The organism is Bacillus sp. FSL M8-0266 (genome assembly GCF_038613425.1).
Lineage (GTDB): Bacteria > Bacillota > Bacilli > Bacillales > Bacillaceae > Bacillus > Bacillus pumilus.
Genome location: NZ_CP152015.1, coordinates 1,461,014 through 1,484,292 on the forward strand (window position 1 = coordinate 1,461,014; position 23,279 = coordinate 1,484,292).

Consider the following 23,279-nt stretch of genomic DNA (forward strand, 5'->3'; position numbering starts at 1 on the left):
CCTGTACACCTTATGAACAGGAGGTGTTCTTGATTATGACAAGAATTGGTGTAGAACCATCTTTATCCGATGTAGAAGAACTACTGAAGCAAAAAGGATATGACGTCGTACGTATTCAAAATGAACAGCAAATGGATCAGTGTGACTGCTATGTTGTCACAGGACTAGATTCAAATGTTCTTGGCATCTCAGACACAACGACAAAAGCATCTGTGATTACCGCGTCAGGTATGACGGCTGATGAAATTTGTCAAGAAGTAGAACAGCGTGTTCAATAAAACTAACAAGAAAAAGAACCGGTAGATTATCATCCCGGTTCTTTTTGCTCTTTTTCTATATCGAGAACTTCTTTCATTTTTTTGCGCAAGATTCGTTCTACCCGCCATTGCTCCATTGTTTCGGTTTTTGCAATGATGCGCAGTACAAGGGAAGAGGATCCGAACGCCTCCACGCCGACAACTTGAGGGCCTTCGATAATTTGAGGAATGTCTTTTCGTACCTCATCACACGCAGCTTGAAGAGCTGTGATCATTTGATCCACATTCTCTTCTGGAGATAGCTCGATATCGACGAGTGCCTGCATAGTCCCTCTTGAATGATTGCTCACGTTCAATATGCTTCGATTTGGAATAAAATGAAGGGTGCCGTCAAAGCTTCGAAGCTGCGTGGTTCTAAGTCCAATTTGTTCTACGATCCCATCAAAGCCAGCAACTGTTATATATTCTCCCACATCGAATTGTTTCTCTAATAAGATAAAGAATCCTGTCACAATATCACTCACTAGCCCTTGAGCGCCAAAGCCGATTGCAAGCCCCACAACGCCTGCCCCAGCTAATAAAGCGGTCGGGTTATAATGAAATAAGTCGAGGATCATGACCACTAGAATAAAAATCAATAAGTAGGCGAAAATATTTAACGTAAGACTTTGCAGCGTTTGAGCTCTTGATAAAGAGACATCATGCTTTTCAGAGAATGTGGAATAGGCACGCTTAATCATCTTATTTCCGATGGCTCTAATGATAAAATAAATCGCGAAAATAGCGATTAGTTTTAGCAAAATCATACTGCTATTGAGGATAATGGAAACCCAATCTACTTGTTCAAATCCTTTCATGATCTTCAAAACCTTTCTATGTATGCTCTAATAGAGAAGCTAATCATTTGTTCCCTTCTGCAAGACATGTTAAACTTTTGTTAAGTGGAGAAAGAGATTGTGACAAATCGTTAATTAAATTTATTATTAATTAATATTGACTAAAAACCGCTTAAGTATTATAATTGTAATTGTGAAGTTATTAACTAAATGAGAATTTCAACTTTTGATTCTCATTTTATATACAGCTTAGAAGTCTGTATAAAGATATTATTTTTGGAGGGATTTACATATGGCAGAGCGTTTTGTAGGAAAACAAGCTCCACGTTTTGAAATGGAAGCAGTACTTGCTAACAAGGAATTTGGTAAAGTGAGTTTAGAAGAAAACATGAAGAATGACAAATGGACAGTTCTTTTCTTCTACCCAATGGATTTCACATTTGTTTGCCCAACTGAAATTACAGCAATGAGCGATCGTTATGATGAGTTCGAAGATTTAGATGCTGAAATCATTGGTGTATCTACTGATACAATCCATACGCATCTTGCTTGGATCAACACAGACCGTAAAGACAATGGTCTAGGTGAATTGAAATATCCGCTAGCTGCTGACACAAACCACACAGTATCTAGAGAATACGGCGTTTTAATTGAAGAAGAAGGAATTGCACTTCGCGGTTTATTCATTATCAACCCAGAAGGCGAACTTCAATATCAAACAGTATTCCACAACAATATCGGTCGTGATGTAGATGAGACATTACGTGTTCTTCAAGCATTACAAACTGGTGGACTTTGCCCAGCGAACTGGAAGCCTGGTCAAAAAACACTTTAATTGATAGCTGAAGAAACAGAAGGGTCTAACTAATGTTAGACCTTTTTGTTTCGACACATACAATGGATGGAGGCGCTTCATAATGAAATTACGTCAACCAATGCCAGAACTAACTGGTGCAAAAGAATGGTTAAATGGAGAAGTAACAAAAGAAGATCTGATTGGTGAGAAACCAACATTGATTCATTTCTGGTCAGTCAGCTGTCATCTTTGTAAAGAGGCAATGCCTCAAGTCAATCAATTCCGTGATGAATACAAGGATCAACTAAACGTGATAGCCGTTCATATGCCGCGTTCAGAGGATGACCTAGATCTGGATAAGATCAAGGAAGTTGCGAAAGAGCATGAAATCACGCAGCCAATTTTTGTGGACAGTGATCATAAATTAACAGAAGCCTTTGAAAATGAATATGTACCAGCATATTATGTATTTGATAAAACAGGTGCTCTGCGCCACTTCCAAGCTGGCGGAAGCGGAATGAAAATGCTTGAGAAACGTGTCAATCGAGTGCTTTCTGAGTCTGAAAAGGCTGCAGAATAGGCTTTCCCCCATAAATGGGGGTTTTTTCATGGACAAAAATAGGCGACCTATTGCACGGAATGGACTTCGCCTTTCTAAGAAAAGCGAAATTGAGGGAGTTTATAAAAAAATATTCCTGAAACAAAAAGGTATAACGACCTATTTACATTTTTGTTTTGAAATGAAAATGTAAAGATTTTAACTTTTTACTATTCAGAACGTTTTTGCACAAAAGAAATTTCAGTTTGGTAAATAACGATGTAAATCAAGTAGTATAAGTGTTTATTCAAATTTTTTACAATATTTTAAGGTTTGTCAAAAGCCTTTAGTGGCAATGAAATGGATGCCGATTGTTCCTCTTTGGCAAAATTTTAGTTGAAAATACCTATCTGATAACAAACTGTAAAATGATAAAAAAATAGTTGATAAAATTAGTTTTCTAATCTAATATTTACTATAGAATATTTTTTATATGATGAGGGGGAAATCCATTGTTTAATGAGAGGGAAGCGTTACGATTACGATTGGAACAATTAAACGAAGCAGAAGTAAAGGTCATCCGTGAATATCAAATTGAGCGAGATGCGATTTATGCAAAATTAAGAGAATTAGACCGTCAAGGAACAGGTCTAGTGTCAGATACAAAAAAAGAAGTGCGTACAGAAAGAAAAACGGATTCACTGCCTGTATTAGCTGAACTGGCTGCACAAGAAATGAGAAGCTACCAGCCGCCTGCACAATCACAATCAAATTCTGCATCAACTTTAGGAACAGGACAGCTAAACGGTGCACCTGTAGGTATTCCTGAAGGATCTACAAGACGCAGAAGAGGCACAGCTCGCCCTGGTTCAAAGGCAGCTAAGCTTCGTGAAGCTGCGATTAAAACGTTAAAGCGTCATAATGCAGCGATTAAAAGCTCTGAACTTCAAAAAGAAATTGAAAAAGAGAGCGGTCTTGAAATTCCAAATATGACAACGTTTATGCAAAGCTTAATTAAAATGTATCCTGAAGTGAAAAAGCCATATCGCGGACAGTATATTTTAGAAGGCGATATTCAAACAGAAGACGAATAAATAAAAAAGAAACTGCTGACGAAAAGCCAGCAGTTTTTTTATTGCGAGCATTACTTTTTTTGATCAACTGTATAGACAATTTTTCGTTCCTTTGACAGGTGATCACGCTGTTTTTTGAAGCCTTCAATCTTCACTGTCATGACTTCTCCATTTTGCTGCACCGCATCGACTTGTGCTTGGAGTGTTTGAACTTGTTCGTTCAGCTTTTTCAAGATGGGTTCGATTTCTTCCGTTGTTTGCAGGAGGCTGTCTCGAGAGAATGGCTGTGAATTTGCTTGGGCTGACTGGTCAATATCAGCAAAATGAGATGCGATCCATTCCTCACTTTCTGCTAACTGCTTTTGATAGCTTGTGAGTGTTTCATAAAAAATCGCTTCCTTTGCTTTTTCGATTTGCAGTAATTTCTCTTGTGTTTCAAAAAAACGCTCCTGCAGGTGTTTAACGCCTTCCTGTAATAGATTGAGCTCTGCGTTTTTATCACCTAATGTTTGCTGCAGTTTCTCAATCACAGCGGATAAAGTATTTCCTTTTTTCTCCTCTTTTGCAAGCCGTTTATCTTGATCCTGCATCCGTTCATTTAATTGTTGAGAGATTTCTTTATATTTGACTACTTTTAAATGCAGCCGGTGTTTTTCTTCCGTTTCTTTCCTTCTATGAAAGGTTTCTTTTTGGAGCATTTCATGAAGAAGGACTATTTTATGTAATAATTCAGATTTGCTGTAGGAAAGATCCTGTATTTTTGAGGCTGCATCGTCTTGATCAATGGTCATTTCATCCAATTGTTGTTTTAATTGCGTGTAATCCTTTTTCATCTCGTGATATTCTTGAGTTAACTTCTTATTTTTAGCATACGTATATGAGGACTGTAAATCAGCGATCATTTGTTGATATTTGGCTGTTTCCGCTTTTAAGTATAAATTCTCTTGAGATAGGTCATGGAATAGGGGAGAAGCATGGCGCCTTTTCATCGATAGACCCTCCTTATTCATGTTACCAATAAAGTATGCGAGATGAGTGCGATTAGAACAACCATATCAAAGGAGGGTGAGCGGATGGACGTAGTCAATGTCATTTTAGCTGGAGGAGCATCCAGACGTTTTGGAGAGCCAAAGGCAAGTTATATGTATCAAGGAAAACCACTATATGAGCATGTGAAAAAGCAGCTTTTGAAAGGACAGACAGTTATCATCAGCCATCCATCACTTCTAACTTTTTTTAAAGAAAGAGGTGAACGAGATGTGTGGTTGGATGATGATCAGGTTCGCGGATGCGGGCCGCTTGCCGGCATGTATACGGCGATGCAAAAGCAAGAAGCAGCATGGTATTTAATGACGGCATGTGACATGCCTTTCATACGGAGGGAGACCGCCGAAGCATTATCGTCCTATTGCAGCGATCATGCAGATGCTATCATCCCGCTTGTTCAGGGCAGATTACAGCCTTTATTTGCGCTTTATCACCGCCGCTGTCTGCCGTCCATTGATGCGTGTTTAAAAGAGAATCAATTAGCCATGAAAGAGTTGCTTCAAAGGCTTAAGGTGCGTATCGTCCCAGAGGAGCAACTGAACGCAACACCAAATGAATTTCGAAATATCAATAAAAGAAGCGATTTACCTGAAAACGGTATGATATGATACATAAAAATGGTGAGGAGAGAACAGCATTGAATGACCGATATTCAAGACAAATCTTGTTCCCTCCGGTTGGGGAAAAGGGTCAGCGTGCGCTTGCTGACAGTCATGTTCTAATTGTTGGAGCGGGTGCACTTGGAACGGCCTCTGCGGAAGGGCTTGTCCGGTCTGGGATCGGCAAGTTGACGATTGTTGATCGTGATTATGTAGAGTTTTCAAATTTACAGCGGCAGCAGCTGTACACAGAAGATGATGCAAAGGCACATGTGCCAAAAGCAGCTGCGGCAAAAAAACGTCTCCAAGAGATCAATCATGAAGTGACCATACACGCCCTGATTGAAGATGCAGGGGTGGAGCTGTTAAGACCGTTATTTCAAAGCGCAAATATTGTCATTGATGCGACGGATAATTTTGAGACGAGAATGATTATGAACGATTTATCGCAGGAAACGAAGACGCCGTGGATATATGGCGCTTGTGTGAGCAGTCAGGGGTTGTATATGACCATTTTACCGGATAAAACGCCGTGTTTATCGTGTGTCTTTACAGAACTGCCTGTTGGCGGCTTGACGTGTGATACAGCGGGGATTATTTCTCCAGCAGTTCAGATGGTTTCTGCTTATCAGCAAACAGAGGCGCTAAAGTATTTAACAGGACATGAAGATCAAATCGAACGGAAATTTGTCACATTTGATCTTTGGCAGGCGACATCGTTTAAAATGGATTTGTCTCTTACTAAGCAGAAGGACTGTCCATCTTGCGGCAAAGATAGAACCTATCCTTATTTACACGAGCAGCGTAAAAAAACGACGATTCTTTGCGGGCGGGATACAGTCCAAGTTGTATCTAAGGATCTAGCTAATCTATCATTTCAGCATGTGAAAGATCGACTGTCATCCATTTGTGAGGTGGAAGTGAATGACTTCTTAATCCATGTCCGCTATGAATCTTATCGTATTGTCTTTTTCAAAGGTGGACGTGCATTAATCCATGGGACAAATGATGAAAAAGCAGCCAATTCATTACTAGCAAAACTGCTAGGGATATAGGAGTGAAGTGTGATGGAAAGACGTCAGCCAATTCCAGTACAAGAAGCCATTCAGAAAGTCCATCAATATGAAAAGCATGGAGAAGCAGAATGGGTGCCCTTAAGAAATAGCCTTGAAAGGTTCATTGCAGAAGATATTTTGGCAGATCATGATGTGCCTGCATTTGATCGGTCCCCGTATGATGGTTTTGCACTTCGGGCAGAAGATACAAAAGAAGCGTCAAGCGAGCATCCGGTTGAATTTGAGGTCATTGATCATATTGGGGCAGGAGTGGTCTCAGCAAAAACCATCGGTCCCTTTCAAGCCATTCGTATCATGACAGGAGCAAAAATCCCGAATGGAGCAAATGTCGTCATCATGCTTGAGCTGACTAAAACCTTTGAAAAAGATGGAAAATCCTACATGTCACTTAAAAGACCGCTGAAAAAAGGGGACAATATTTCTCGTCAAGGAGAAGAGGTACTTGAAGGGAATGTGATGCTCAAAAAAGGAACCAAAGTAACTCCGGGCGTTACGGCCTTATTGGCGACATTCGGATATGCGGTAGTTCCAGTTGTCAAAAAGCCAGTGATCGGCATCATCTCAACAGGTACAGAGCTTCTTCAAGTGAGTGATGCGATGGTGGACGGGAAGATTAGAAACAGTAACCTTAGTATGGTTTATGCCCAGATCCTTAAGGCTGGGGGAGAGCCGCTTGATTTAGGCGGTGTGTCCGATGAATTTGACAAAAGCTATCATGCAGTCAAAGCAGCCTTAAGCAAGGTAGACTTCTTAATTACAACAGGCGGAGTTTCTGTAGGTGATTTTGACTTTCTTCCTGCAATTTATGAAAAGCTGGGAGCTCAGGTGCTATTTAATAAAGTGGCCATGAGACCCGGCAGTGTGACGACGGTTGCTGCAATGCCAAATGGTCAACTGCTGTTTGGGCTGTCTGGAAATCCTGCTGCCTGTTTCGTTGGCTTTGAATTATTTGTGAAACCGATGATCTATAAATGGTCTTTCAAGACACAGTCGTTACCCGATTTTGCTGAGGCGAAGCTGACACACGATTTCCCAAAAGCCAATCCGTTTACTCGATTTGTTAGAGCGGCACTTGAGTTCACTGGCAGTCAGCTCAGTGTGACCCCAACAGGTCTCGATAAATCAAGTGCCGTGACCTCAATAGCAGAGGCTAACTGTTTCATCGTGCTGCCAGGTGGAACAAGAGGTTTTAAGGCTGGTGATCAGGTGCATGTTCTGCTGTTTCAGCACGAAGGCGAGGGTTCCCCATGCTGGATGACACATTAAGCATATTACAGGTGGTCGGTTATCAAAACAGCGGAAAGACGTCGTTGATTGAAAAGCTCTGTCAGCTGGCTGTAATTGATGAACTGAAGCTAGGCTGTTTTAAACACCATGGACATGGCGGTAAACCAGATCGTCTTTTGAAAGAAAAAGACACCGATCGATATGTCGGGGCAGGTGCATTTGCCACTGGCGTAGAAGGAGAGGGTGAATTTCACTTTTCAATGCAGCACATCACGTTAAAGCAATTGCTCAACATGTGTCAGTATCTTCCATTAGACGCGGTCTTGATAGAAGGGTATAAACAGGCACCATACCGCAAAATCGTTTGTGTGAAGAATGAAGAGGAGCTCATTGATCTTTCAACACTTTCCGATATACAAGCAGCTATTTATTTTTCTCAAGAGTTTCAGTTAGCCAAAAATTACTCTTTTCCAGTGTTTTCAGCCTTTGAAAAGGATGCGCATACATTTTGTTATAACTTATTGAAGGGAGGTGGCTCTATTTGAGTGAACTTTTTAAAATAACAAAAGTGCCGATTGATGTGAATGAATTGATTCAGCATGTGACAAGGCGGAAGGCAGGGGCCATTACGACGTTTATCGGGACGGTCAGAGAGTGGACAAACGGTAAGAAAACGTTGCGCTTAACTTATGAAGCTTACATACCAATGGCTGAAAGTATGCTAAGTCAAATTGGACAAGAAATCAAGAAACGATGGCCTGATACTGAAGCAGCCATTGTGCACCGGATCGGGACACTTGATATAACGGATATTGCTGTTGCGATAGCCGTTTCATCTCCTCATAGGAAGGCTGCATACGAAGCGAACGAATATGCCATTGAGCGAATTAAGGAAATCGTTCCGATTTGGAAAAAAGAATATTGGGAAGACGGGGAAGCCTGGATAGGTGATCAGCTTGAAAAAGTTTCATATCCAGAGGGGAAACCTAGCGATCTTCAACTTGCAAAGAAAGAAGGTGATCAGCTTGATTAGTGTATTATTGTTCGCCGGCCTTGCTGAGAAGGCCGGTAAACAACAAATCATCATTCAAAAAGATCAAACAACGGTTGATGAGATTAAATTAGAATTACAGGAGGTATATGGTGTTGATGCTGCACAAAATGTGATGGTTGCAGTCAACGAACTATATACGAGGGGAAACGCTGAAGTGCGTAGCGGGGACACTGTTGCATTCATTCCTCCTGTAAGCGGTGGATAATAGATATTAGAGGATTTGGTTATGGCCAGCGGCTGTAACCAATTTTTTATGTGTGAAAAGATTGTAGAGGTATTTGGGTGTGATCTTCGTAAATAAAACATCCCCTTCGTGCTTTAGATATGTGAGGATCGAGCTGCTGAATCAGATCATACAATTCACTAATTCGTCTCACATTGAAATCTGTCTGGGCTTGAAGCTGTTCTTTTAATTCTTTTGTGCTCACAATGCTACCCTTTTTCTCTTTAATAATATCTACACATCTGGCAGCGTAGTATATTTTGTCATTAGATGGTCTGCTTTCTTTCATATCAAGTAATTTGAGCTCATGATAAATCAGTTCTCTTTCCTTTCGAAAGTATTGCCATGCTTCTTGTTCCTTTTCATAAAGTAAAATCAATTGCGTTTTCAATTTTTCTCTTAACATTCACTTGACTCCATTTCCACTATCATTTAACCTACCTCTATTTTACATTATATGAAAAAATAACTTTTGATCAAGTAAAATCATTATATTTTTAATTTTTTAATATGAAAGTATTGTTACTAAAGGCTCATTTGTTCTATAAAAGAAACTATTCGTAGTCCTATAAAGCCGGGATTTGTTGAAATTACTAGGATTATTTTAACAAAAAATTGTTGTGTCTCACGAAGACTATCCAAATTCAAAGGAAAAGGATATTTATTCCGAAAGACATGTGTTTTTTGATAAAATGTTTTTAGGACAGTAAAACCTCTATTTTTTGATATGAATATGGTCTGGTCATGGTGTCATTTGGAGGTTGTCATTCATGATAATAGAATAATAGATCATTTTTTTCCGCAATGAAAATAAGAAAATCAAATCATCCATCACTTATTGGCAATCTTTTGATAAAATAGAAAGAATAAGAGAGAGCATGTGCGTTTGCATACTTGCATGACATAGAGAGGGTGACATTTGATGAAAGAAAATATGCAAAAGCCTACGATCATTGGAGTGAGCATAAGACCTTCAGAGCACCTGAAAAGAGTATGGGAAAATCCGGTGGTTTGGTGGCCTTTATCCTGTGTACTTCTTTTAACAGTGATTGTCACTTATTTGTCAGAGCTGGTGAATGAAGGAATGTGGGCAGATTTAAGCTTGCCGGTATCGGTCGTTTATGTGGTGACGCTAATTGGTCTACTTCTCGGGCTTGTGATTAATGCTGCAATATATAAGTTCATCGTATTTTTAGCAAAGGGTGATGCATCGTTTCAGCAGCTATTTTCAGCAGTCCTTTTTATTACACCAGTTACGATCGTTGGTACGATTATTTCTCATCTGTCCATCATTCTGTTCCATGTGCCAAAAAACATCACAATCACCTCATTAAATGCACTCATTCAAACGCCTGGTCCATGGCATGCTGTGCTTGCCAATATTGATCTATTTGTGATCTGGAACCTTGTTTTAACAGGCTTTTTATTGATGAAAGTTGGCCATATATCGCCAAGAATCGCTTGGACCATTATAGGAGTCTTTTATCTCTTATCTATCATTTTTCAATATGTAGGAACTGCAATCACCATATCAGTAAGCTGGGGGTAGAATGTCTTTATGAGAAAGAAAATCATCATCGGATCCATTTTTATTATTGTTATCGGTCTATTTATTGGCTTTAACATTGCGAAAAATCAATCAAAGCCTGCTTCGTCAGCAGCTATCAAAACAGTAAAACCTACGCAAAAAGAAATCACCACTACGGTCATGACGCCAGGGACACTTTCATTCTCTGAAGAGCAGTTCATTTATGCAGAAGAGGAAAAGGGACACTTGAAGGGGATTTCTGTGAAAGAAGGAGAAAAGGTAAAGCCCGGAACGCCGCTTCTTACATATGAAAATAGAGAGCTGGAGCTTGAAGAAGAGCAGCAAGCTCTTGCGGCTGAATCCAGTACGTTAAAACGCGAACAATTACAAAATAGATTGAGCGAATTAGATAAAAAACAAGGAGGCGACTCCGCTGCCAATCCTAAAACCGAGCGAGACCAGCTTGAACTAGAGCTGAAAGCGGCTGAATTAGAACAAAAACAAGCAGAGATCAGCCAAGAAAAAGTAAAAGCACAAATAGAAGATTTAATCGTACATAGTAAAATTGCCGGTACAGTCATTTCCATTGAGCAAGAAGGAGGGGCAGGAAAGCCGGAAGAAAGGCAGCCGATCATTCATATTGGCAATGAGAAAAAAATGATTGTGCGAGGATTGATTTCTGAGTATGACGCCATAAAAGTGAAAAAGAAACAAAAAGTAAAGATAACGTCTGATGTCATTCGCGGAAAGAGCTGGCAAGGGGTCGTGAAAAAAGTGGGGGTTGTACCTGCTCAGGCAGCATCTGAAACAACTGCAGGTGATCAAACGGTGCAATATCCAGTTGAAATCGAAATAAAGGGAAAAAAACCTGAAGCAAAACCTGGTTTTAAAATGATCATGGAAATTGAAACAGATAAGCGTCAAGCCCTAACGATTCCTGAATCAGCTGTAAAAAAAGAGGCTGATGGACAATATGTATATGTTGTCAAAAAGAATGTACTTAAAAAAGTAAAAGTGGAGCTAGGGGAAACGTCAGGTCATGATCTTGAAGTGACAAAAGGTGTCATAGCAGAGGATCAAATCATTTCTCATCCATCAGATGACATGTATGACGGAATGGAAGTGAATGCTGAATGATTCAGCTTTCAAACGTGACAAAAAGCTATGAGGTTGCCCAAGAATCATTTGATGTATTAAGTGAGGTCGATCTTGTCATCGAAAAAGACGAGTATATGTCCATTATGGGCCCGTCCGGCTCTGGAAAATCGACGTTAATGAATATCATTGGCTGTTTAGACCGGCCAACTACAGGACAATATCATTTTCAAGGAAGAGAGCTGTCAGCAGCAAAGGATCAAGACCTCGCAGTGATTCGAAATCAATTCATTGGATTTGTCTTTCAGCAATTTCATCTGCTGCCGAGGTTAAATGCGAGGCGTAATGTTGAGCTTCCGATGATTTACGCTGGTATCAGTCAAAAGGAAAGAAAAGAACGCGCAGAGATGGCACTTGAAAAGGTTGGTTTGACAGACCGAATGAAACATATGCCAAGTGAGTTGTCGGGAGGACAAAAGCAAAGAGTGGCAATAGCCCGTGCAATTGTCAATAAGCCGCAGCTTATCTTAGCAGATGAACCGACAGGCGCTCTTGACTCAAAAACAAGCTTCTCAATCATGGAACAGTTTACTAAGCTGAATGAGGAAGGGACAACGATTGTGCTTGTCACCCATGAAGAAGAAATAGCTGCATATACAAATCGGACGGTCGTTGTAAGAGATGGCCGACTCGTTGAAGATAGATTGACACAAGGGGACGCTATGAATGAAACTCTTTGAAAATATCAAAATAGCGATGAATTCTGTTTTAGCTCATAAATTACGTTCTATTTTAACGATGCTTGGGATTATTATTGGTGTTGGATCAGTCATTGCGGTCGTGGCTATCGGTCAAGGCGGCGAGCAAATGCTAAAAGGGTCAATTTCAGGTCCAAACAATACCGTTGATATGACGTATACGCCGTCTGACGAAGAGTTAAATGCAAATCCCAACGCTTTATTCGATGCCACATTTACTGAGGAAGACATAAAAAGTATTAAGACAATCAATGGGGTGAATCAGGTTGCCTCTTCGACTGCGCAAGGAATGCAGCTGAGATTTCAAGATACAACAGTGGATGCGACAGTTAACGGTATAAATGAAGGGTATACGAATGTACATTCATTACAAATAGCAGAAGGGCAGAATTTAAGAGATATTGACTTTAGAAGCGGCAGAAGAGCCGCCCTCATCTCTGAAGGCTTACAAAAAGAATTATTTAATGGACAGAAGGCATTGGGCGAAATGATTTGGATGAACGGACAGCCGGTTGAAGTCATCGGTGTTTTAGCCAAACAAAAAGGGATGCTCTCATTCGATATGAATGAAATATATGTCCCTTTTGCAATGCTCACCTCCACATTTGGGATCAATGAATACGATAAGTTGTCAATTCAAGTCGCACATGCTGATCAAATGAAGGAAGTAGGAAAGAGTGCGGCTGCATTATTAAATGAAAATCATCATACAGAAGATGCTTATGAAATGATCAACATGGAAGAAATCGCAGAAGGCATCGGTCAAATCACGTCTGTTATGACCACAATCATTGGCTCAATAGCTGGAATTTCTTTACTTGTCGGCGGTATCGGCGTGATGAATATCATGCTTGTTTCTGTGACAGAGAGGACAAGGGAAATCGGTATTCGAAAAGCGATTGGAGCAACGAGGGCTCAAATACTCGTTCAATTTTTAATTGAGTCTGTCGTCTTAACCTTGATCGGCGGGTTGATGGGGATTGCACTAGGTATAGGCGGTGCCTCGTTAGTATCACTCATTGCCGGCTGGCCGTCCTTAGTATCTTGGCAAATCATCTGTGTAGGTGTGCTGTTTAGTATGCTTATTGGGATTGTTTTTGGGTTAATTCCTGCGAATAAAGCAGCAAGACTAGATCCGATTGATTCTCTTAGATATGAATAATTTCGAGAAGAACAAAAGTATACAAACAGTGTGAATTCCGCTGTAATCAAACATCAAAAGCTTTTATGCACATCGCATAAAAGCTTTTTTTAGTTCTATTGAATGAAATGAAAAATGATAGAAATGCTAAGATCATGACTTTCATCTTAATGTCACATATTTTTCAGTTTACAAATGGTACATATAAAGGTAAGATGACCATGGTGAAAGATTTTGATAGTTATTGAATGTATTTGATTGTTTTGTATTGATAATGTTGAAAAAAGCGATTACAATAAAGGTGCGCGCAAAATGAATACGTTTTCAAGAGGGGGTGTTTTCATGTTAACATCGGAAAGACATCAACTCATTATCGACTGTTTAGAAGAAAATGATGTCATCAAAATACAGGACTTAATGATTATGACGGATGCGTCTGAATCTACTATTAGAAGAGATTTATCAGCCCTTGAAGAAAAAGGATTTCTTAAAAGAGTTCATGGGGGAGCAGCCAAGATATCAAGTATCCGTCTTGAACCAGATGTATTTGAGAAATCTGCCAAAAACCTTCAAGAAAAGTCATTGGTTGCAGAGGCAGCTGCTTCACTTTTAAAACAAGGTGATTGTATTTATTTAGACGCTGGTACGACCACACAGCAAATGATTGAATATATCGATCCAGAACAAGATATTGTTGTGGTGACAAACGGTGTTATGCACATTGAAGCACTCATGAGAAAAGGCATTTCTTTTTACCTGATAGGCGGATCAGTGAAACATCGAACAGGAGCCATGGTGGGAGCCGCAGCTTTGACGGCGATGGAAAATTACCGTTTTGACAAAAGCTTTGTTGGGACGAACGGCATTCATCCCGAGGCAGGGTTTACAACACCTGATCCAGAGGAAGCGCTCATGAAAAAAAGGGCCATGAAGCAGGCGAAAAAAACCTATATCTTAACAGATGCCTCTAAATTTGGCGAAATATCGTTTTCAACCTTTGCTAGTTTACAGGAAGCCACCATTATCACAAACGACGCAAAAGAGGATTCATTCGATAATTACCATGAAAAAACGGTTATAAAGGTAGTGAAAACATGATTTATACAGTTACTTTAAACCCATCAGTTGATTACATCGTACACGTGGAGGATTTCGCAGTCGGCGGTTTGAATCGTTCAACCTATGACAAAAAATATCCAGGCGGAAAAGGGATCAATGTCTCAAGGCTTTTAAAACGTCACGGTGTTGAATCAAAAGCGCTTGGATTCATAGGCGGATTTACAGGCAAATATATTCAAGACTTTTTACAAAACGAACAATTACAAACAGCCTTTCACGAGGTGTCAGAAGATACACGAATTAATGTGAAACTAAAAACAGGTGAAGAAACCGAAATCAACGGACTCGGCCCATTAATTACTGAAGCGCAATTTGAGTCGTTTCTGTCTCAATTTACTTCATTGATTGAAGGAGATGTCGTTGTGTTAGCTGGCAGCATTCCTTCTTCGTTGCCTCATAACACATATGAACGTATTGCTGAAGTGTGCGAAAAGCAAGGCGTTAGAGTTGTTCTTGATATTTCCGGGGAAGCCCTTAAAAAAGCAGCAGGCTTGAAACCGTTCTTAATGAAGCCAAACCATCATGAACTAGGTGAAATGTTTGAGACGAGCATCTCTACTGCAGAAGAAGCCATTCCTTATGGGAAGAAGCTGTTAGAACAAGGTGCTGAACATGTCATCGTATCCATGGCTGGAGATGGCGCTCTCTTATTCAGTAAGGAAGGGATTTATCAGTCCAATGTTCCAAAGGGTACGCTTGTTAATTCGGTTGGTGCAGGGGATTCAGTCGTTGCAGGATTTTTAGCCGGCGTTTCGAAAGGCCTTTCGATTGAAGAATCATTTAAGCTTGGCGTCACATCAGGCAGTGCTACAGCATTTTCTGAGGAGCTTGGGACAAAAGAGCTTGTCGACACACTATTACCACAAGTAAAAGTCACACGCATTTAAAGGAGGAGTCATCATGAAAATAACAGAACTACTCACAAAGCAAACCATTAAGCTTCAATTAGACAGCCAGCAGAAAGAAGCAGTCATTGAAGAACTAGTCACTGTTTTAGATACAGCTGGCAAGTTAAATGATAAAGAGGGCTACAAAGAAGCAGTGATCAACCGTGAAAAACAGAGCTCTACTGGTATTGGTGAAGGAATTGCTATCCCTCACGCTAAAACAGCAAGTGTCAAAGAGCCTGCCATTGCATTTGGCCGCTCGGTAGCTGGTGTAGATTATGAATCACTGGACGCGCAGCCGAGTCATCTTGTCTTTATGATTGCAGCAACTGAAGGCGCAAACAACACGCACTTAGAAGCACTTTCTCGTTTATCAACACTTCTGATGCGTGAAGAAATCAGAAAGCAGCTTCTTGAAGCGGCTACTGAAGATGAAATCATCGATATCATCAATACGCATGACAAGGACGATGAAGAAGAGGAAGTTCAAGAGGAGCCGGCTGCATCAGGTAAACCAGCTAAGATTTTAGCAGTAACAGCTTGCCCAACAGGTATTGCACATACATTTATGGCAGCAGATGCTTTGAAAGAAAAAGCGAAAGAAATGGGCGTTGACATTAAAGTCGAAACAAACGGCTCTGGTGGTATTAAACACGCTCTTACGGCAAAAGAAATCGAAGAAGCACCAGCCATCATTGTGGCAGCGGACAAGCAAGTTGAAATGGAACGCTTTAAAGGCAAACATGTCATTGAAGTACCTGTGACAGCAGGAATTCGTCGTCCGCAGGAATTGATTGAAAAAGCAGTCAATCAAGATGCGCCGATCTATAAAGGATCTGGCGGCAGTTCTTCAAAAGACGAACATGAGTCATCTGGCAAAGGGAGAAGTGGTTTCTACAAGCACTTAATGAGCGGTGTAAGCAACATGCTTCCATTTGTTGTCGGGGGCGGTATCCTTGTTGCAATTTCATTCTTCTGGGGTATTAAATCGGCTGACCCTAATGACCCTTCATTTAATTCATTTGCAGCTGTTTTAAAAGGAATTGGCGGAGATAATGCACTTGCCTTAATCGTGGCTGTATTAGCCGGATTTATTGCGATGAGTATTGCTGATCGTCCAGGTTTTGCGCCAGGTATGGTCGGTGGATTTATGGCGTCAGCAGCAGGTGCAGGATTCTTAGGTGGACTCATTGCCGGTTTCCTTGCTGGTTATGTCGTTGTGTTACTTAAAAAAGTATTCACTTTCGTACCGCAGTCGCTCGACGGGATTAAACCGGTTCTGCTCTATCCATTGTTCGGTATTTTCTTCACAGGTATCATTATGCATTACGTTGTTAACACACCAGTAAAAATGGTGATGGACGGATTAACTCATTGGCTTGAAACTTTAGGTACTGGAAACCTTGTCTTAATGGGCATTATTTTGGCAGGTATGATGGCGATTGATATGGGTGGGCCAATTAACAAAGCGGCTTACACATTTGGTCTTGCAATGATTGCTGCTGGAAACTATGCACCGCATGCTGCCATTATGGCAGGCGGAATGGTACCACCATTAGGTATTGCACTTGCTACAACAATTTTTAGAAATAAATTCTCAAAACGTGACCGAGAAGCAGGAATTACATGCTACTTCATGGGAGCTGCCTTCATCACTGAAGGGGCGATCCCGTTTGCAGCGGCTGATCCTCTACGCGTGATTCCTTCAGCTGTCATTGGAGCAGCTGTGGCTGGCGGATTAACGGAATTCTTTAGAGTCACGCTTCCTGCACCGCACGGCGGACTATTCGTTTTCTGGGTAACAAATCATCCGATACTTTATATCATCAGCATCTTAATCGGTGCCGTTGTAACAGCGATTTTACTTGGTATTTTGAAAAAACCAGTGAAACTAGAAGCGTAAAGTAGAAGAGAAGCATCGTGAACAGCGGTGCTTCTTTTTGTTTAATTATGAACAAATTAGGAAAAAATATCTAATTGAATGGTTGTCTTGTGAATTTTTAAATGACATGTGATAAAGTAAAGTTATTCAATTCACGTTTCAAGTCTTTTAGCAGAAAGTCTTAGGAGGAAGCAGTATTTTGAACGAAGAAAACAAACAAAACGAAAATGATATTCAATCTGATGCAAAGCAAGCCAAAACAGAGAAGAAAAGTTCACTGTTTGAATGGATCAAAGCCATTTTAATTGCACTTGCGCTCGTCTTGCTCATCCGTACGTTTATATTTGAGCCGTATGTGGTGGAAGGAGAGTCAATGGAACCGACCCTTCATGATGGGGAAAAGCTGTTTGTCAACAAAACCATTAACTATCTAGGTGGTGTCAAACGAGGTGACATCGTGATTATTAATGGAAAAGATGGCCAGAAAATTCATTATGTAAAACGATTGATCGGTCTTCCGGGAGACACGATTGAAATGAAGGATGATACGCTTTACATTAATGGTAAAAAAGTAGATGAGACTTACTTAAAAGAGAACAAGGCACATGCGAAAGAGTATGAAGTGCATTTGACAGGTGATTTTGGTCCAGTGAAAGTACCGAAAAACGATTACTTTGTGATGGGGGACAACAGACTCAATTCCATGGACAGCAGAAATGGACTTGGACTCATTGAAAAGGATCGGGTTGTCGGGACATCAGAATTTGTTTTCTTCCCATTTGGCGACATTCGGCAAACAAAATAAAAGCACCCTTCTCAGGTGCGTGAGAAAAGTGCTTGAATGGGCGACCCTTAAAAGAAGGGTCGCTTTTAATTTGGCGTGAGCACTGTAACAATGAGCACAATGGCCAACACAGAAGCGAAGACAGACCCAGTAATGGCTAAAACGGACCGAAACAATCCGATCTTATGATTTTCTTTCCCTCGCTTTTGTAAAAAGCGTTTCGAAAAGATGTGTACCAGTGTGTAAATAAGCACAAGCCCAATATAAAGGCCAAAATCCCTCGCATTAAAGCCTGTTGCAGATAAATAAATACCCATAAAGAAAATCAATAAACAGTATTCCATCAGTGTAAGTAATCTCAAATCGCACGAACTCCTTCAATAAATCATTCCCACTTATTATACCATATTGGACAATTTGCCTTCGTTCTTAGTGAGAGACGTTTCTATCAAACGTTATTCATGTTATACTTCATAATGATGAATGAGTGATGGAGGATTAATAAATGATTGCAGTAAATAATGTTAGTTTGCGATTTGCTGATCGTAAACTATTTGAAGAAGTAAATATTAAATTCACTCCTGGCAACTGCTACGGTTTAATTGGTGCCAATGGAGCTGGTAAATCAACGTTTCTAAAGATTCTTTCAGGTGAAATTGAGGCTCAGACGGGCGATATTCATATGAGCCCTGGTGAGCGTTTAGCGATTTTAAAACAGAACCACTTTGAATACGAAGAATTTGAAGTATTAAAAGTCGTCATGATGGGTCACAAGCGTTTATATGATGTGATGCAGGAGAAAGATGCGATCTATATGAAACCTGATTTCTCAGATGAAGACGGGATTCGTGCAGCAGAGCTTGAAGGTGAGTTCGCTGAGTTAAACGGCTGGGAAGCAGAAAGTGAAGCAGCGATCTTATTAAAAGGTCTTGGCATTCCAGAGAGCCTTCAATCGAAGAAAATGTCTGAGCTTGGTGGTTCTGAAAAGGTAAAAGTACTACTAGCCCAAGCGTTATTTGGCAAGCCTGACGTCCTTCTTCTGGATGAGCCAACGAACCACTTGGACTTACAAGCCATCCAGTGGCTAGAAGAGTTCCTTATTCATTTTGAAAATACCGTCATCGTCGTTTCGCATGACCGTCACTTCTTAAACAAAGTGTGTACACATATTGCGGACCTAGACTTCGGAAAAATTCAAGTATATGTCGGTAACTATGATTTCTGGTATGAGTCTAGCCAACTAGCGCTGAAACTCAGCCAAGATGCAAATAAGAAAAAAGAAGAGCAAATTAAGCAGCTTCAAGAGTTCGTTGCCCGGTTCAGTGCGAACGCTTCTAAATCGAAGCAAGCGACCTCAAGAAAGAAATTGCTTGATAAAATCTCTTTAGACGATATTAAGCCCTCTTCACGTAAATATCCGTATGTTCATTTTGCGCCAGAGCGTGAAATCGGAAATGATGTCCTTCAAGTAGAAGGTCTATCGAAAACAATTGACGGTGTGAAAGTACTTGATAACGTCAGCTTTATCATGAATCGCGAGGATAAAATTGCGTTCCTAAGCCGTAATGAGCTTGCTGTGTCTACTTTATTTAAAATTCTTGCTGGTGAGATGGAGCCAGACAGCGGGACATATAAATGGGGCGTCACAACATCTCAAGCCTTTTTCCCGAAAGACAATAGTGAATACTTTGAAGGAAACGATGTCGATTTAGTGGATTGGCTTCGCCAATATTCTCCTAATGATCAAAGCGAAAGCTTCTTACGCGGATTCTTAGGACGTATGCTTTTCTCTGGGGAAGAAGTAAAGAAAAAAGCAAGCGTCTTATCAGGAGGAGAAAAGGTTCGTTGTATGTTATCGAAAATGATGCTGTCAGGAGCGAATGTACTGCTTCTGGATGAGCCGACGAACCACTTAGACCTAGAATCCATTACGGCGCTGAATAACGGTTTAATGAGCTTTAAAGGAGCGATGCTCTTCTCATCTCATGACCATCAGTTTGTTGAAACAGTGGCAAACCGTATTATCGAAGTGACGCCAAATGGCATCGTCGATAAACAAACAACATATGATGAGTTCTTATCAGATCAAGAGATTCAAAAGAGACTCGTTGAGCTTTATGCGTAAATAAGAAAAGACATCCACAATTGGATGTCTTTTTTTTCGCTTAAATCGCCCAATTCCCATTACGGAAGATCGGTTCACGTTTTCCGTCTTTTGTAATACCGTCAATATTCATTTCCTTTGAACCAATCATGAAATCGACGTGTGTGATACTGTTGTTTACACCAGCCGCATCCAATTCTTCACGATTCATCTCTTTTCCGCCTTCGATATTGAACGCATATCCGCTACCGATGGCAAGGTGATTCGATGCGTTTTCATCATAAAGGGTATTGTAATAGAGAATATTCGAGTTTGAGATTGGTGAATCATCTGGTACAAGAGCAACCTCACCTAGATAATGAGAGCCTTCATCTGTTTCAACGAGCGAAGTTAAAATGTCTTCGCCTTCCTTCGCTTTCACATCGACAATTCGGCCATTTTCAAATGTTAAAGTAAACTCATCAATGATATTTCCTGCATAGCTGAGCGGTTTTGTGCTTGAGACAGTCCCATTTACACCGTCTTTTTTAGGTACAGTAAAGACTTCTTCAGTCGGCATGTTAGCCATGAAAGAGACGCCGCGCTCACTCACGCTGCCGGCACCTACCCAAATGTGCTGCTCAGGGAGCTCAATCGTTAAATCAGTGCCAGGAGCATCATAATGAAGCTTCTGGTAGTGGCGCTCATTTAGGATTTTGACCTTTTCATTTAGCGACTCATCGTGCTTTTTCCAAGCCTCCACAGGATCTGCTTGATCAGCGCGAGCGACTTTAAAGATTTGATCCCATAATAAAGCGACAGCTTCTTCATCTGTCTGGTCAGGGAAAATCTTTTTAGCCCAATCTTTTGATGCAGCGCCTACAACCGTCCAAGCCACTTTGTCTGATTGAACGTATTGGCGATATGTATGAAGGGCGGATCCAGCGGCTTTTTGCTGTGCAGCGATTTTTTTCGAATCAATGCCTCGCAGAAGGTCAGGGCTTTCTGACAAGATCGTGATAAAAGCGCCGCCGCGTTTTGCGATGGTTTCCATCATCTGTGCTTCCCATTCTGGGAATTGCTCAAACACATCTTGCGGTGCATGTTCATATTTTAAACGAGCAAGAACACCGTCACTCCAGCGGATATGTACGTTTTTCGTCCCGCGCTCATACGCATGTTTCGCAACAAGACGAACAAGGTCTGCAGATTCAGTAGATGCAGATACGACGACTTCTTGTTCTTTTTGAACATTCACACCGACTTCAACGATGGTCTTCGCATATTGATCTAGTTGTTTTTCAAATGAATTCATAAAAACCCTCCTTTAGTCATGTTCATCATATCAGATTTAAGACCGAAAAGGAAAATGGGGAGCACGCGAAAAGCCAAAATAAAAAAGCCGCTTTCATGCGGCTTTTTTAGCGGTTCAGTTGTTTCACAGGCTGTGCATTAGAAGGGGGCATATGTGAAAACGACAGGCTCATTCCTCCTAATATAATACCCGTTAAAATGACTGTGACAACGACCCGTTTACCTAAATCAAGCAACATGTTCTTCCTCCTTCACGTTTATCCATTCCTCACGATATGATCGAAATGATAAAAAAAGAAGTAGAACAAGAAGATTATTTTAATGTTTTTTGCAATTTATGAATGACTTCTAGTGAACGACCTGTTCCGATTGCGACAGATTCAAGTGGATTTGCTGCAATATGAACTGGAACGACAATCTCCTGTGAGAGCCATTCTTGAATCCCGTTTAACAAAGCGCCACCGCCAGTTAAGATCACGCCGCGGTCTACGATGTCACCACTAAGCTCTGGAGGGCTGTCCTCTAATGTGGCACGAATCGCCTCTAAAATATGAAGAAGTGACTCTCGCATGGCACCTTGAATTTCATGAGATTCAAGTGTGATCGTTTTTGGAAGACCTGTCACCAGATCACGTCCACGTACTTCTAATGACTCTGGCTCATGCTCAATGAGACCATAACCAATTTCCATTTTAACTTGCTCAGCTGTCCGCTCGCCGATTAATAGGTTATATTTCTTTCGCACAAATGTAATGATATCTTCATCCAGCTGATCTCCACCAATTCGAATGGAATGACAAGAGACAACGCCGCCAAACGAAATGATGGCAACTTCCGTTGTTCCTCCGCCAATATCGACTACGACGTTTGCAACAGGCTCATCTACTGGGAGATCAGCGCCGATTGCGGCTGCAACTGGTTCTTCAATTAAATGCACGTGCTTTGCTCCGCAGTTTTTCACAGCATCACTGATGGCACGGCGCTCAACAGCTGTTGAACCAGAAGGTGTACATACGACGACCGTTGGTTTTCTGAAGGTAAACCCGATATTTTTCCCTGCTTTTTTCATGATTTGTTTGAGTAAATCTGTTGTCATATCATAATCAGCGATGACACCGTCTTTCATCGGACGGATCGCCACAATTTTCCCAGGAGTTTTCCCAATCATTTCTTTTGCTTCTGTTCCGACGGCAAGTACATTTTTTGTTTCTGTATCGACTGCCACGACGGACGGTTCATTTAAAATAATTCCCTTATTTTTACTATAAACCAATATGTTAGCTGTTCCTAAATCAATTCCAATTTCGGCATTTTGAAACATGTTTTCACCCAATCTCTATTTTTGCTGTTTTAAACAATTTTACATTTAAAAGTTCAGAGGGTTGAGGTCATTTGTGGGGGTTTGTGATGACCTTGAAATGAACTTGTAAAATTCAAGTATCATTTTGACAATCACAATAAATTTTCCCTTTGTTTTTTCTTTTGTGAAAAAAATTTTCAAGTTGGAGAAACCTTTCGTGAATCTCTTACGTCTACGATATATCAATTGGTGAAAAACAGATTGATCTTGAGCTAATGAAAGAAAGAGGGAACGAAATTGAAATCTATCGGAGTCGTAAGAAAAGTAGATGAACTAGGGCGTATTGTGATGCCAATCGAATTGAGAAGAGCACTTGATATTGCTATTAAAGACAGTATGGAATTTTTTATAGATGGAGATAAAATCGTCTTGAAAAAATATCAGCCTCAAGGTGTTTGTCTCATGACTGGTGAGATTACTTCTGAGAATCATGAATATGGAAATGGTAAAATTAATTTAAGCGCTGAAGGCGCAGAACTACTGCTAAAAGAGCTGCAAGAAGCCCTTCAACAGTAATGAAAATAGCCTGCTCTCTTTCTTTGTGCGGAGAACAGGCTATTTTTTATGAAAAAAGTTCCTTAAAAATGCCCCATCTCCCTCAA

Annotated in this window: 27 protein-coding genes; 20 read left to right on the plus strand and 7 right to left on the minus strand. The window is 40.6% G+C overall.

All coding sequences use genetic code 11. The annotated features are described in order from the left end of the window. Positions 1-35 precede the first annotated feature (35 nt). The gene (locus MKY83_RS07335; protein ID WP_003211408.1) at positions 36-278 is read left to right on the plus strand and encodes a YkuS family protein; all 243 of its coding nucleotides are present in this window, start codon (positions 36-38) and stop codon (positions 276-278) included. A gap of 29 nt (positions 279-307) precedes the next feature. Here the strand turns inward: MKY83_RS07335 and MKY83_RS07340 are convergent, their stop codons facing one another. Further along, on the minus strand, positions 308-1,114 hold the full coding sequence (locus MKY83_RS07340; RefSeq protein ID WP_065097187.1) for a mechanosensitive ion channel family protein: 807 nt from the start codon (positions 1,112-1,114) through the stop codon (positions 308-310). Between the two features lie 271 nt (positions 1,115-1,385). Here MKY83_RS07340 and ahpA point away from each other — a divergent pair, with 271 nt between their 5' ends. The 3 genes from ahpA (at position 1,386) to rok (ending at position 3,521) form a co-directional block, all read left to right on the plus strand. Next, positions 1,386-1,928 carry a biofilm-specific peroxidase AhpA gene (ahpA, locus tag MKY83_RS07345; RefSeq protein WP_003211758.1) on the plus strand — a complete coding sequence of 181 codons (543 nt, stop codon included), beginning with the start codon at positions 1,386-1,388 and terminating at the stop codon, positions 1,926-1,928. 82 nt (positions 1,929-2,010) lie between these two features. Beyond that, on the plus strand, positions 2,011-2,469 hold the full coding sequence (locus tag MKY83_RS07350) for a TlpA disulfide reductase family protein (protein WP_050945138.1): 459 nt from the start codon (positions 2,011-2,013) through the stop codon (positions 2,467-2,469). 470 nt (positions 2,470-2,939) lie between these two features. Further along, positions 2,940-3,521, plus strand: coding sequence for a transcriptional regulator Rok (gene rok / locus MKY83_RS07355; RefSeq protein WP_044142051.1), 582 nt, complete (start codon positions 2,940-2,942; stop codon positions 3,519-3,521). A gap of 50 nt (positions 3,522-3,571) precedes the next feature. Here rok and MKY83_RS07360 read toward each other — a convergent pair whose 3' ends face one another. Then, complete coding sequence (locus MKY83_RS07360) at positions 3,572-4,489, minus strand: sigmaE regulated sporulation protein (RefSeq protein WP_065097188.1); 918 nt, start codon at positions 4,487-4,489, stop codon at positions 3,572-3,574. An 84-nt stretch (positions 4,490-4,573) separates the two neighbouring features. Between MKY83_RS07360 and MKY83_RS07365 the strand changes: the two genes are divergently transcribed. The 6 genes from MKY83_RS07365 to moaD are packed head-to-tail and all read left to right on the plus strand — an operon-like array spanning position 4,574 to position 8,708. Next, a complete protein-coding gene (locus MKY83_RS07365; RefSeq protein WP_185107989.1) occupies positions 4,574-5,155 on the plus strand; it encodes a molybdenum cofactor guanylyltransferase in 582 nt (193 codons plus the stop codon). Positions 5,156-5,184: 29 nt separating this feature from the next. Further along, positions 5,185-6,201, plus strand: a complete 1,017-nt coding sequence (locus tag MKY83_RS07370) for a thiazole biosynthesis adenylyltransferase ThiF (protein WP_185107987.1) — start codon at positions 5,185-5,187, stop codon at positions 6,199-6,201. Positions 6,202-6,210: 9 nt separating this feature from the next. Then, complete coding sequence (gene glp, locus MKY83_RS07375; protein ID WP_260564573.1) at positions 6,211-7,488, plus strand: gephyrin-like molybdotransferase Glp; 1,278 nt, start codon at positions 6,211-6,213, stop codon at positions 7,486-7,488. Next, a complete protein-coding gene (gene mobB, locus MKY83_RS07380) occupies positions 7,470-7,994 on the plus strand; it encodes a molybdopterin-guanine dinucleotide biosynthesis protein B (RefSeq protein WP_065097413.1) in 525 nt (174 codons plus the stop codon). Before glp ends, mobB begins: the two co-directional genes overlap by 19 nt. Next, positions 7,991-8,482 carry a molybdenum cofactor biosynthesis protein MoaE gene (locus tag MKY83_RS07385; protein ID WP_044142044.1) on the plus strand — a complete coding sequence of 164 codons (492 nt, stop codon included), beginning with the start codon at positions 7,991-7,993 and terminating at the stop codon, positions 8,480-8,482. The genes mobB and MKY83_RS07385 overlap by 4 nt, the downstream gene beginning before the upstream one ends. Further along, entirely contained in the window at positions 8,475-8,708 is a 234-nt protein-coding gene (moaD, locus tag MKY83_RS07390; protein WP_065097192.1) for a molybdopterin converting factor subunit 1, read from the plus strand. The genes MKY83_RS07385 and moaD overlap by 8 nt, the downstream gene beginning before the upstream one ends. A gap of 46 nt (positions 8,709-8,754) precedes the next feature. Here moaD and MKY83_RS07395 read toward each other — a convergent pair whose 3' ends face one another. After that, on the minus strand, positions 8,755-9,132 hold the full coding sequence (locus MKY83_RS07395; protein WP_003211488.1) for a hypothetical protein: 378 nt from the start codon (positions 9,130-9,132) through the stop codon (positions 8,755-8,757). Positions 9,133-9,648: 516 nt separating this feature from the next. Here MKY83_RS07395 and MKY83_RS07400 point away from each other — a divergent pair. The 8 genes from MKY83_RS07400 to lepB all read left to right on the plus strand — a co-directional run bounded on the left by MKY83_RS07400 (position 9,649) and on the right by lepB (position 17,941). Further along, on the plus strand, positions 9,649-10,275 hold the full coding sequence (locus MKY83_RS07400) for a YIP1 family protein (protein ID WP_106065212.1): 627 nt from the start codon (positions 9,649-9,651) through the stop codon (positions 10,273-10,275). Positions 10,276-10,284: 9 nt separating this feature from the next. Further along, on the plus strand, positions 10,285-11,391 hold the full coding sequence (locus MKY83_RS07405; RefSeq protein WP_065097194.1) for an efflux RND transporter periplasmic adaptor subunit: 1,107 nt from the start codon (positions 10,285-10,287) through the stop codon (positions 11,389-11,391). Then, a complete protein-coding gene (locus MKY83_RS07410) occupies positions 11,388-12,089 on the plus strand; it encodes an ABC transporter ATP-binding protein (RefSeq protein WP_065097195.1) in 702 nt (233 codons plus the stop codon). Before MKY83_RS07405 ends, MKY83_RS07410 begins: the two co-directional genes overlap by 4 nt. Beyond that, positions 12,076-13,269: an ABC transporter permease gene (locus MKY83_RS07415; protein WP_065097196.1), complete on the plus strand. Its 1,194-nt coding sequence runs from the start codon at positions 12,076-12,078 to the stop codon at positions 13,267-13,269. Before MKY83_RS07410 ends, MKY83_RS07415 begins: the two co-directional genes overlap by 14 nt. A 321-nt stretch (positions 13,270-13,590) precedes the next feature. Continuing rightward, complete coding sequence (locus MKY83_RS07420) at positions 13,591-14,346, plus strand: DeoR/GlpR family DNA-binding transcription regulator (protein WP_342488449.1); 756 nt, start codon at positions 13,591-13,593, stop codon at positions 14,344-14,346. Beyond that, positions 14,343-15,254, plus strand: a complete 912-nt coding sequence (gene pfkB / locus MKY83_RS07425) for a 1-phosphofructokinase (protein WP_065097198.1) — start codon at positions 14,343-14,345, stop codon at positions 15,252-15,254. The genes MKY83_RS07420 and pfkB overlap by 4 nt, the downstream gene beginning before the upstream one ends. Positions 15,255-15,267: 13 nt before the next feature. Continuing rightward, positions 15,268-17,157 (plus strand): PTS fructose transporter subunit IIABC, encoded by a 1,890-nt coding sequence (locus MKY83_RS07430; RefSeq protein ID WP_113767615.1) that lies wholly within the window; start codon positions 15,268-15,270, stop codon positions 17,155-17,157. Between the two features lie 211 nt (positions 17,158-17,368). Further along, positions 17,369-17,941 (plus strand): signal peptidase I, encoded by a 573-nt coding sequence (gene lepB / locus MKY83_RS07435; RefSeq protein ID WP_034620046.1) that lies wholly within the window; start codon positions 17,369-17,371, stop codon positions 17,939-17,941. Between the two features lie 65 nt (positions 17,942-18,006). Here the strand turns inward: lepB and MKY83_RS07440 are convergent, their stop codons facing one another. Beyond that, entirely contained in the window at positions 18,007-18,282 is a 276-nt protein-coding gene (locus tag MKY83_RS07440) for a hypothetical protein (protein WP_034619939.1), read from the minus strand. Between the two features lie 143 nt (positions 18,283-18,425). Between MKY83_RS07440 and MKY83_RS07445 the strand changes: the two genes are divergently transcribed. Beyond that, on the plus strand, positions 18,426-20,045 hold the full coding sequence (locus MKY83_RS07445) for an ATP-binding cassette domain-containing protein (protein WP_065097200.1): 1,620 nt from the start codon (positions 18,426-18,428) through the stop codon (positions 20,043-20,045). A gap of 40 nt (positions 20,046-20,085) precedes the next feature. Here the strand turns inward: MKY83_RS07445 and MKY83_RS07450 are convergent, their stop codons facing one another. The 3 genes from MKY83_RS07450 to mreBH all read right to left on the minus strand — a co-directional run bounded on the left by MKY83_RS07450 (position 20,086) and on the right by mreBH (position 22,638). Then, entirely contained in the window at positions 20,086-21,318 is a 1,233-nt protein-coding gene (locus tag MKY83_RS07450; RefSeq protein ID WP_113767616.1) for an aminopeptidase, read from the minus strand. 106 nt (positions 21,319-21,424) lie between these two features. After that, positions 21,425-21,556, minus strand: a complete 132-nt coding sequence (locus MKY83_RS07455) for a protein YkpC (protein ID WP_003210922.1) — start codon at positions 21,554-21,556, stop codon at positions 21,425-21,427. A 74-nt stretch (positions 21,557-21,630) separates the two neighbouring features. Then, on the minus strand, positions 21,631-22,638 hold the full coding sequence (gene mreBH, locus MKY83_RS07460; RefSeq protein ID WP_342488453.1) for a rod-share determining protein MreBH: 1,008 nt from the start codon (positions 22,636-22,638) through the stop codon (positions 21,631-21,633). Between the two features lie 276 nt (positions 22,639-22,914). Between mreBH and MKY83_RS07465 the strand changes: the two genes are divergently transcribed. Then, positions 22,915-23,193 (plus strand): AbrB/MazE/SpoVT family DNA-binding domain-containing protein, encoded by a 279-nt coding sequence (locus MKY83_RS07465; RefSeq protein WP_034325036.1) that lies wholly within the window; start codon positions 22,915-22,917, stop codon positions 23,191-23,193. Positions 23,194-23,279 lie beyond the last annotated feature (86 nt).

What these genes read in the sequence shown, in the direction of transcription:
- MKY83_RS07335 (WP_003211408.1), top strand. Translation starts at nt 36, where the DNA reads ATGACAAGAATTGGTGTAGAACCATCTTTATCCGATGTAGAAGAACTA.
- MKY83_RS07340 (WP_065097187.1), bottom strand. Translation starts at nt 1,114, where the DNA reads ATGAAAGGATTTGAACAAGTAGATTGGGTTTCCATTATCCTCAATAGC.
- ahpA (WP_003211758.1), top strand. Translation starts at nt 1,386, where the DNA reads ATGGCAGAGCGTTTTGTAGGAAAACAAGCTCCACGTTTTGAAATGGAA.
- MKY83_RS07350 (WP_050945138.1), top strand. Translation starts at nt 2,011, where the DNA reads ATGAAATTACGTCAACCAATGCCAGAACTAACTGGTGCAAAAGAATGG.
- MKY83_RS07360 (WP_065097188.1), bottom strand. Translation starts at nt 4,489, where the DNA reads ATGAAAAGGCGCCATGCTTCTCCCCTATTCCATGACCTATCTCAAGAG.
- MKY83_RS07365 (WP_185107989.1), top strand. Translation starts at nt 4,574, where the DNA reads ATGGACGTAGTCAATGTCATTTTAGCTGGAGGAGCATCCAGACGTTTT.
- mobB (WP_065097413.1), top strand. Translation starts at nt 7,470, where the DNA reads ATGCTGGATGACACATTAAGCATATTACAGGTGGTCGGTTATCAAAAC.
- MKY83_RS07395 (WP_003211488.1), bottom strand. Translation starts at nt 9,132, where the DNA reads ATGTTAAGAGAAAAATTGAAAACGCAATTGATTTTACTTTATGAAAAG.
- MKY83_RS07400 (WP_106065212.1), top strand. Translation starts at nt 9,649, where the DNA reads ATGAAAGAAAATATGCAAAAGCCTACGATCATTGGAGTGAGCATAAGA.
- MKY83_RS07405 (WP_065097194.1), top strand. Translation starts at nt 10,285, where the DNA reads ATGAGAAAGAAAATCATCATCGGATCCATTTTTATTATTGTTATCGGT.
- MKY83_RS07410 (WP_065097195.1), top strand. Translation starts at nt 11,388, where the DNA reads ATGATTCAGCTTTCAAACGTGACAAAAAGCTATGAGGTTGCCCAAGAA.
- MKY83_RS07415 (WP_065097196.1), top strand. Translation starts at nt 12,076, where the DNA reads ATGAAACTCTTTGAAAATATCAAAATAGCGATGAATTCTGTTTTAGCT.
- MKY83_RS07420 (WP_342488449.1), top strand. Translation starts at nt 13,591, where the DNA reads ATGTTAACATCGGAAAGACATCAACTCATTATCGACTGTTTAGAAGAA.
- pfkB (WP_065097198.1), top strand. Translation starts at nt 14,343, where the DNA reads ATGATTTATACAGTTACTTTAAACCCATCAGTTGATTACATCGTACAC.
- MKY83_RS07430 (WP_113767615.1), top strand. Translation starts at nt 15,268, where the DNA reads ATGAAAATAACAGAACTACTCACAAAGCAAACCATTAAGCTTCAATTA.
- MKY83_RS07445 (WP_065097200.1), top strand. Translation starts at nt 18,426, where the DNA reads ATGATTGCAGTAAATAATGTTAGTTTGCGATTTGCTGATCGTAAACTA.
- MKY83_RS07450 (WP_113767616.1), bottom strand. Translation starts at nt 21,318, where the DNA reads ATGAATTCATTTGAAAAACAACTAGATCAATATGCGAAGACCATCGTT.
- MKY83_RS07455 (WP_003210922.1), bottom strand. Translation starts at nt 21,556, where the DNA reads ATGTTGCTTGATTTAGGTAAACGGGTCGTTGTCACAGTCATTTTAACG.
- mreBH (WP_342488453.1), bottom strand. Translation starts at nt 22,638, where the DNA reads ATGTTTCAAAATGCCGAAATTGGAATTGATTTAGGAACAGCTAACATA.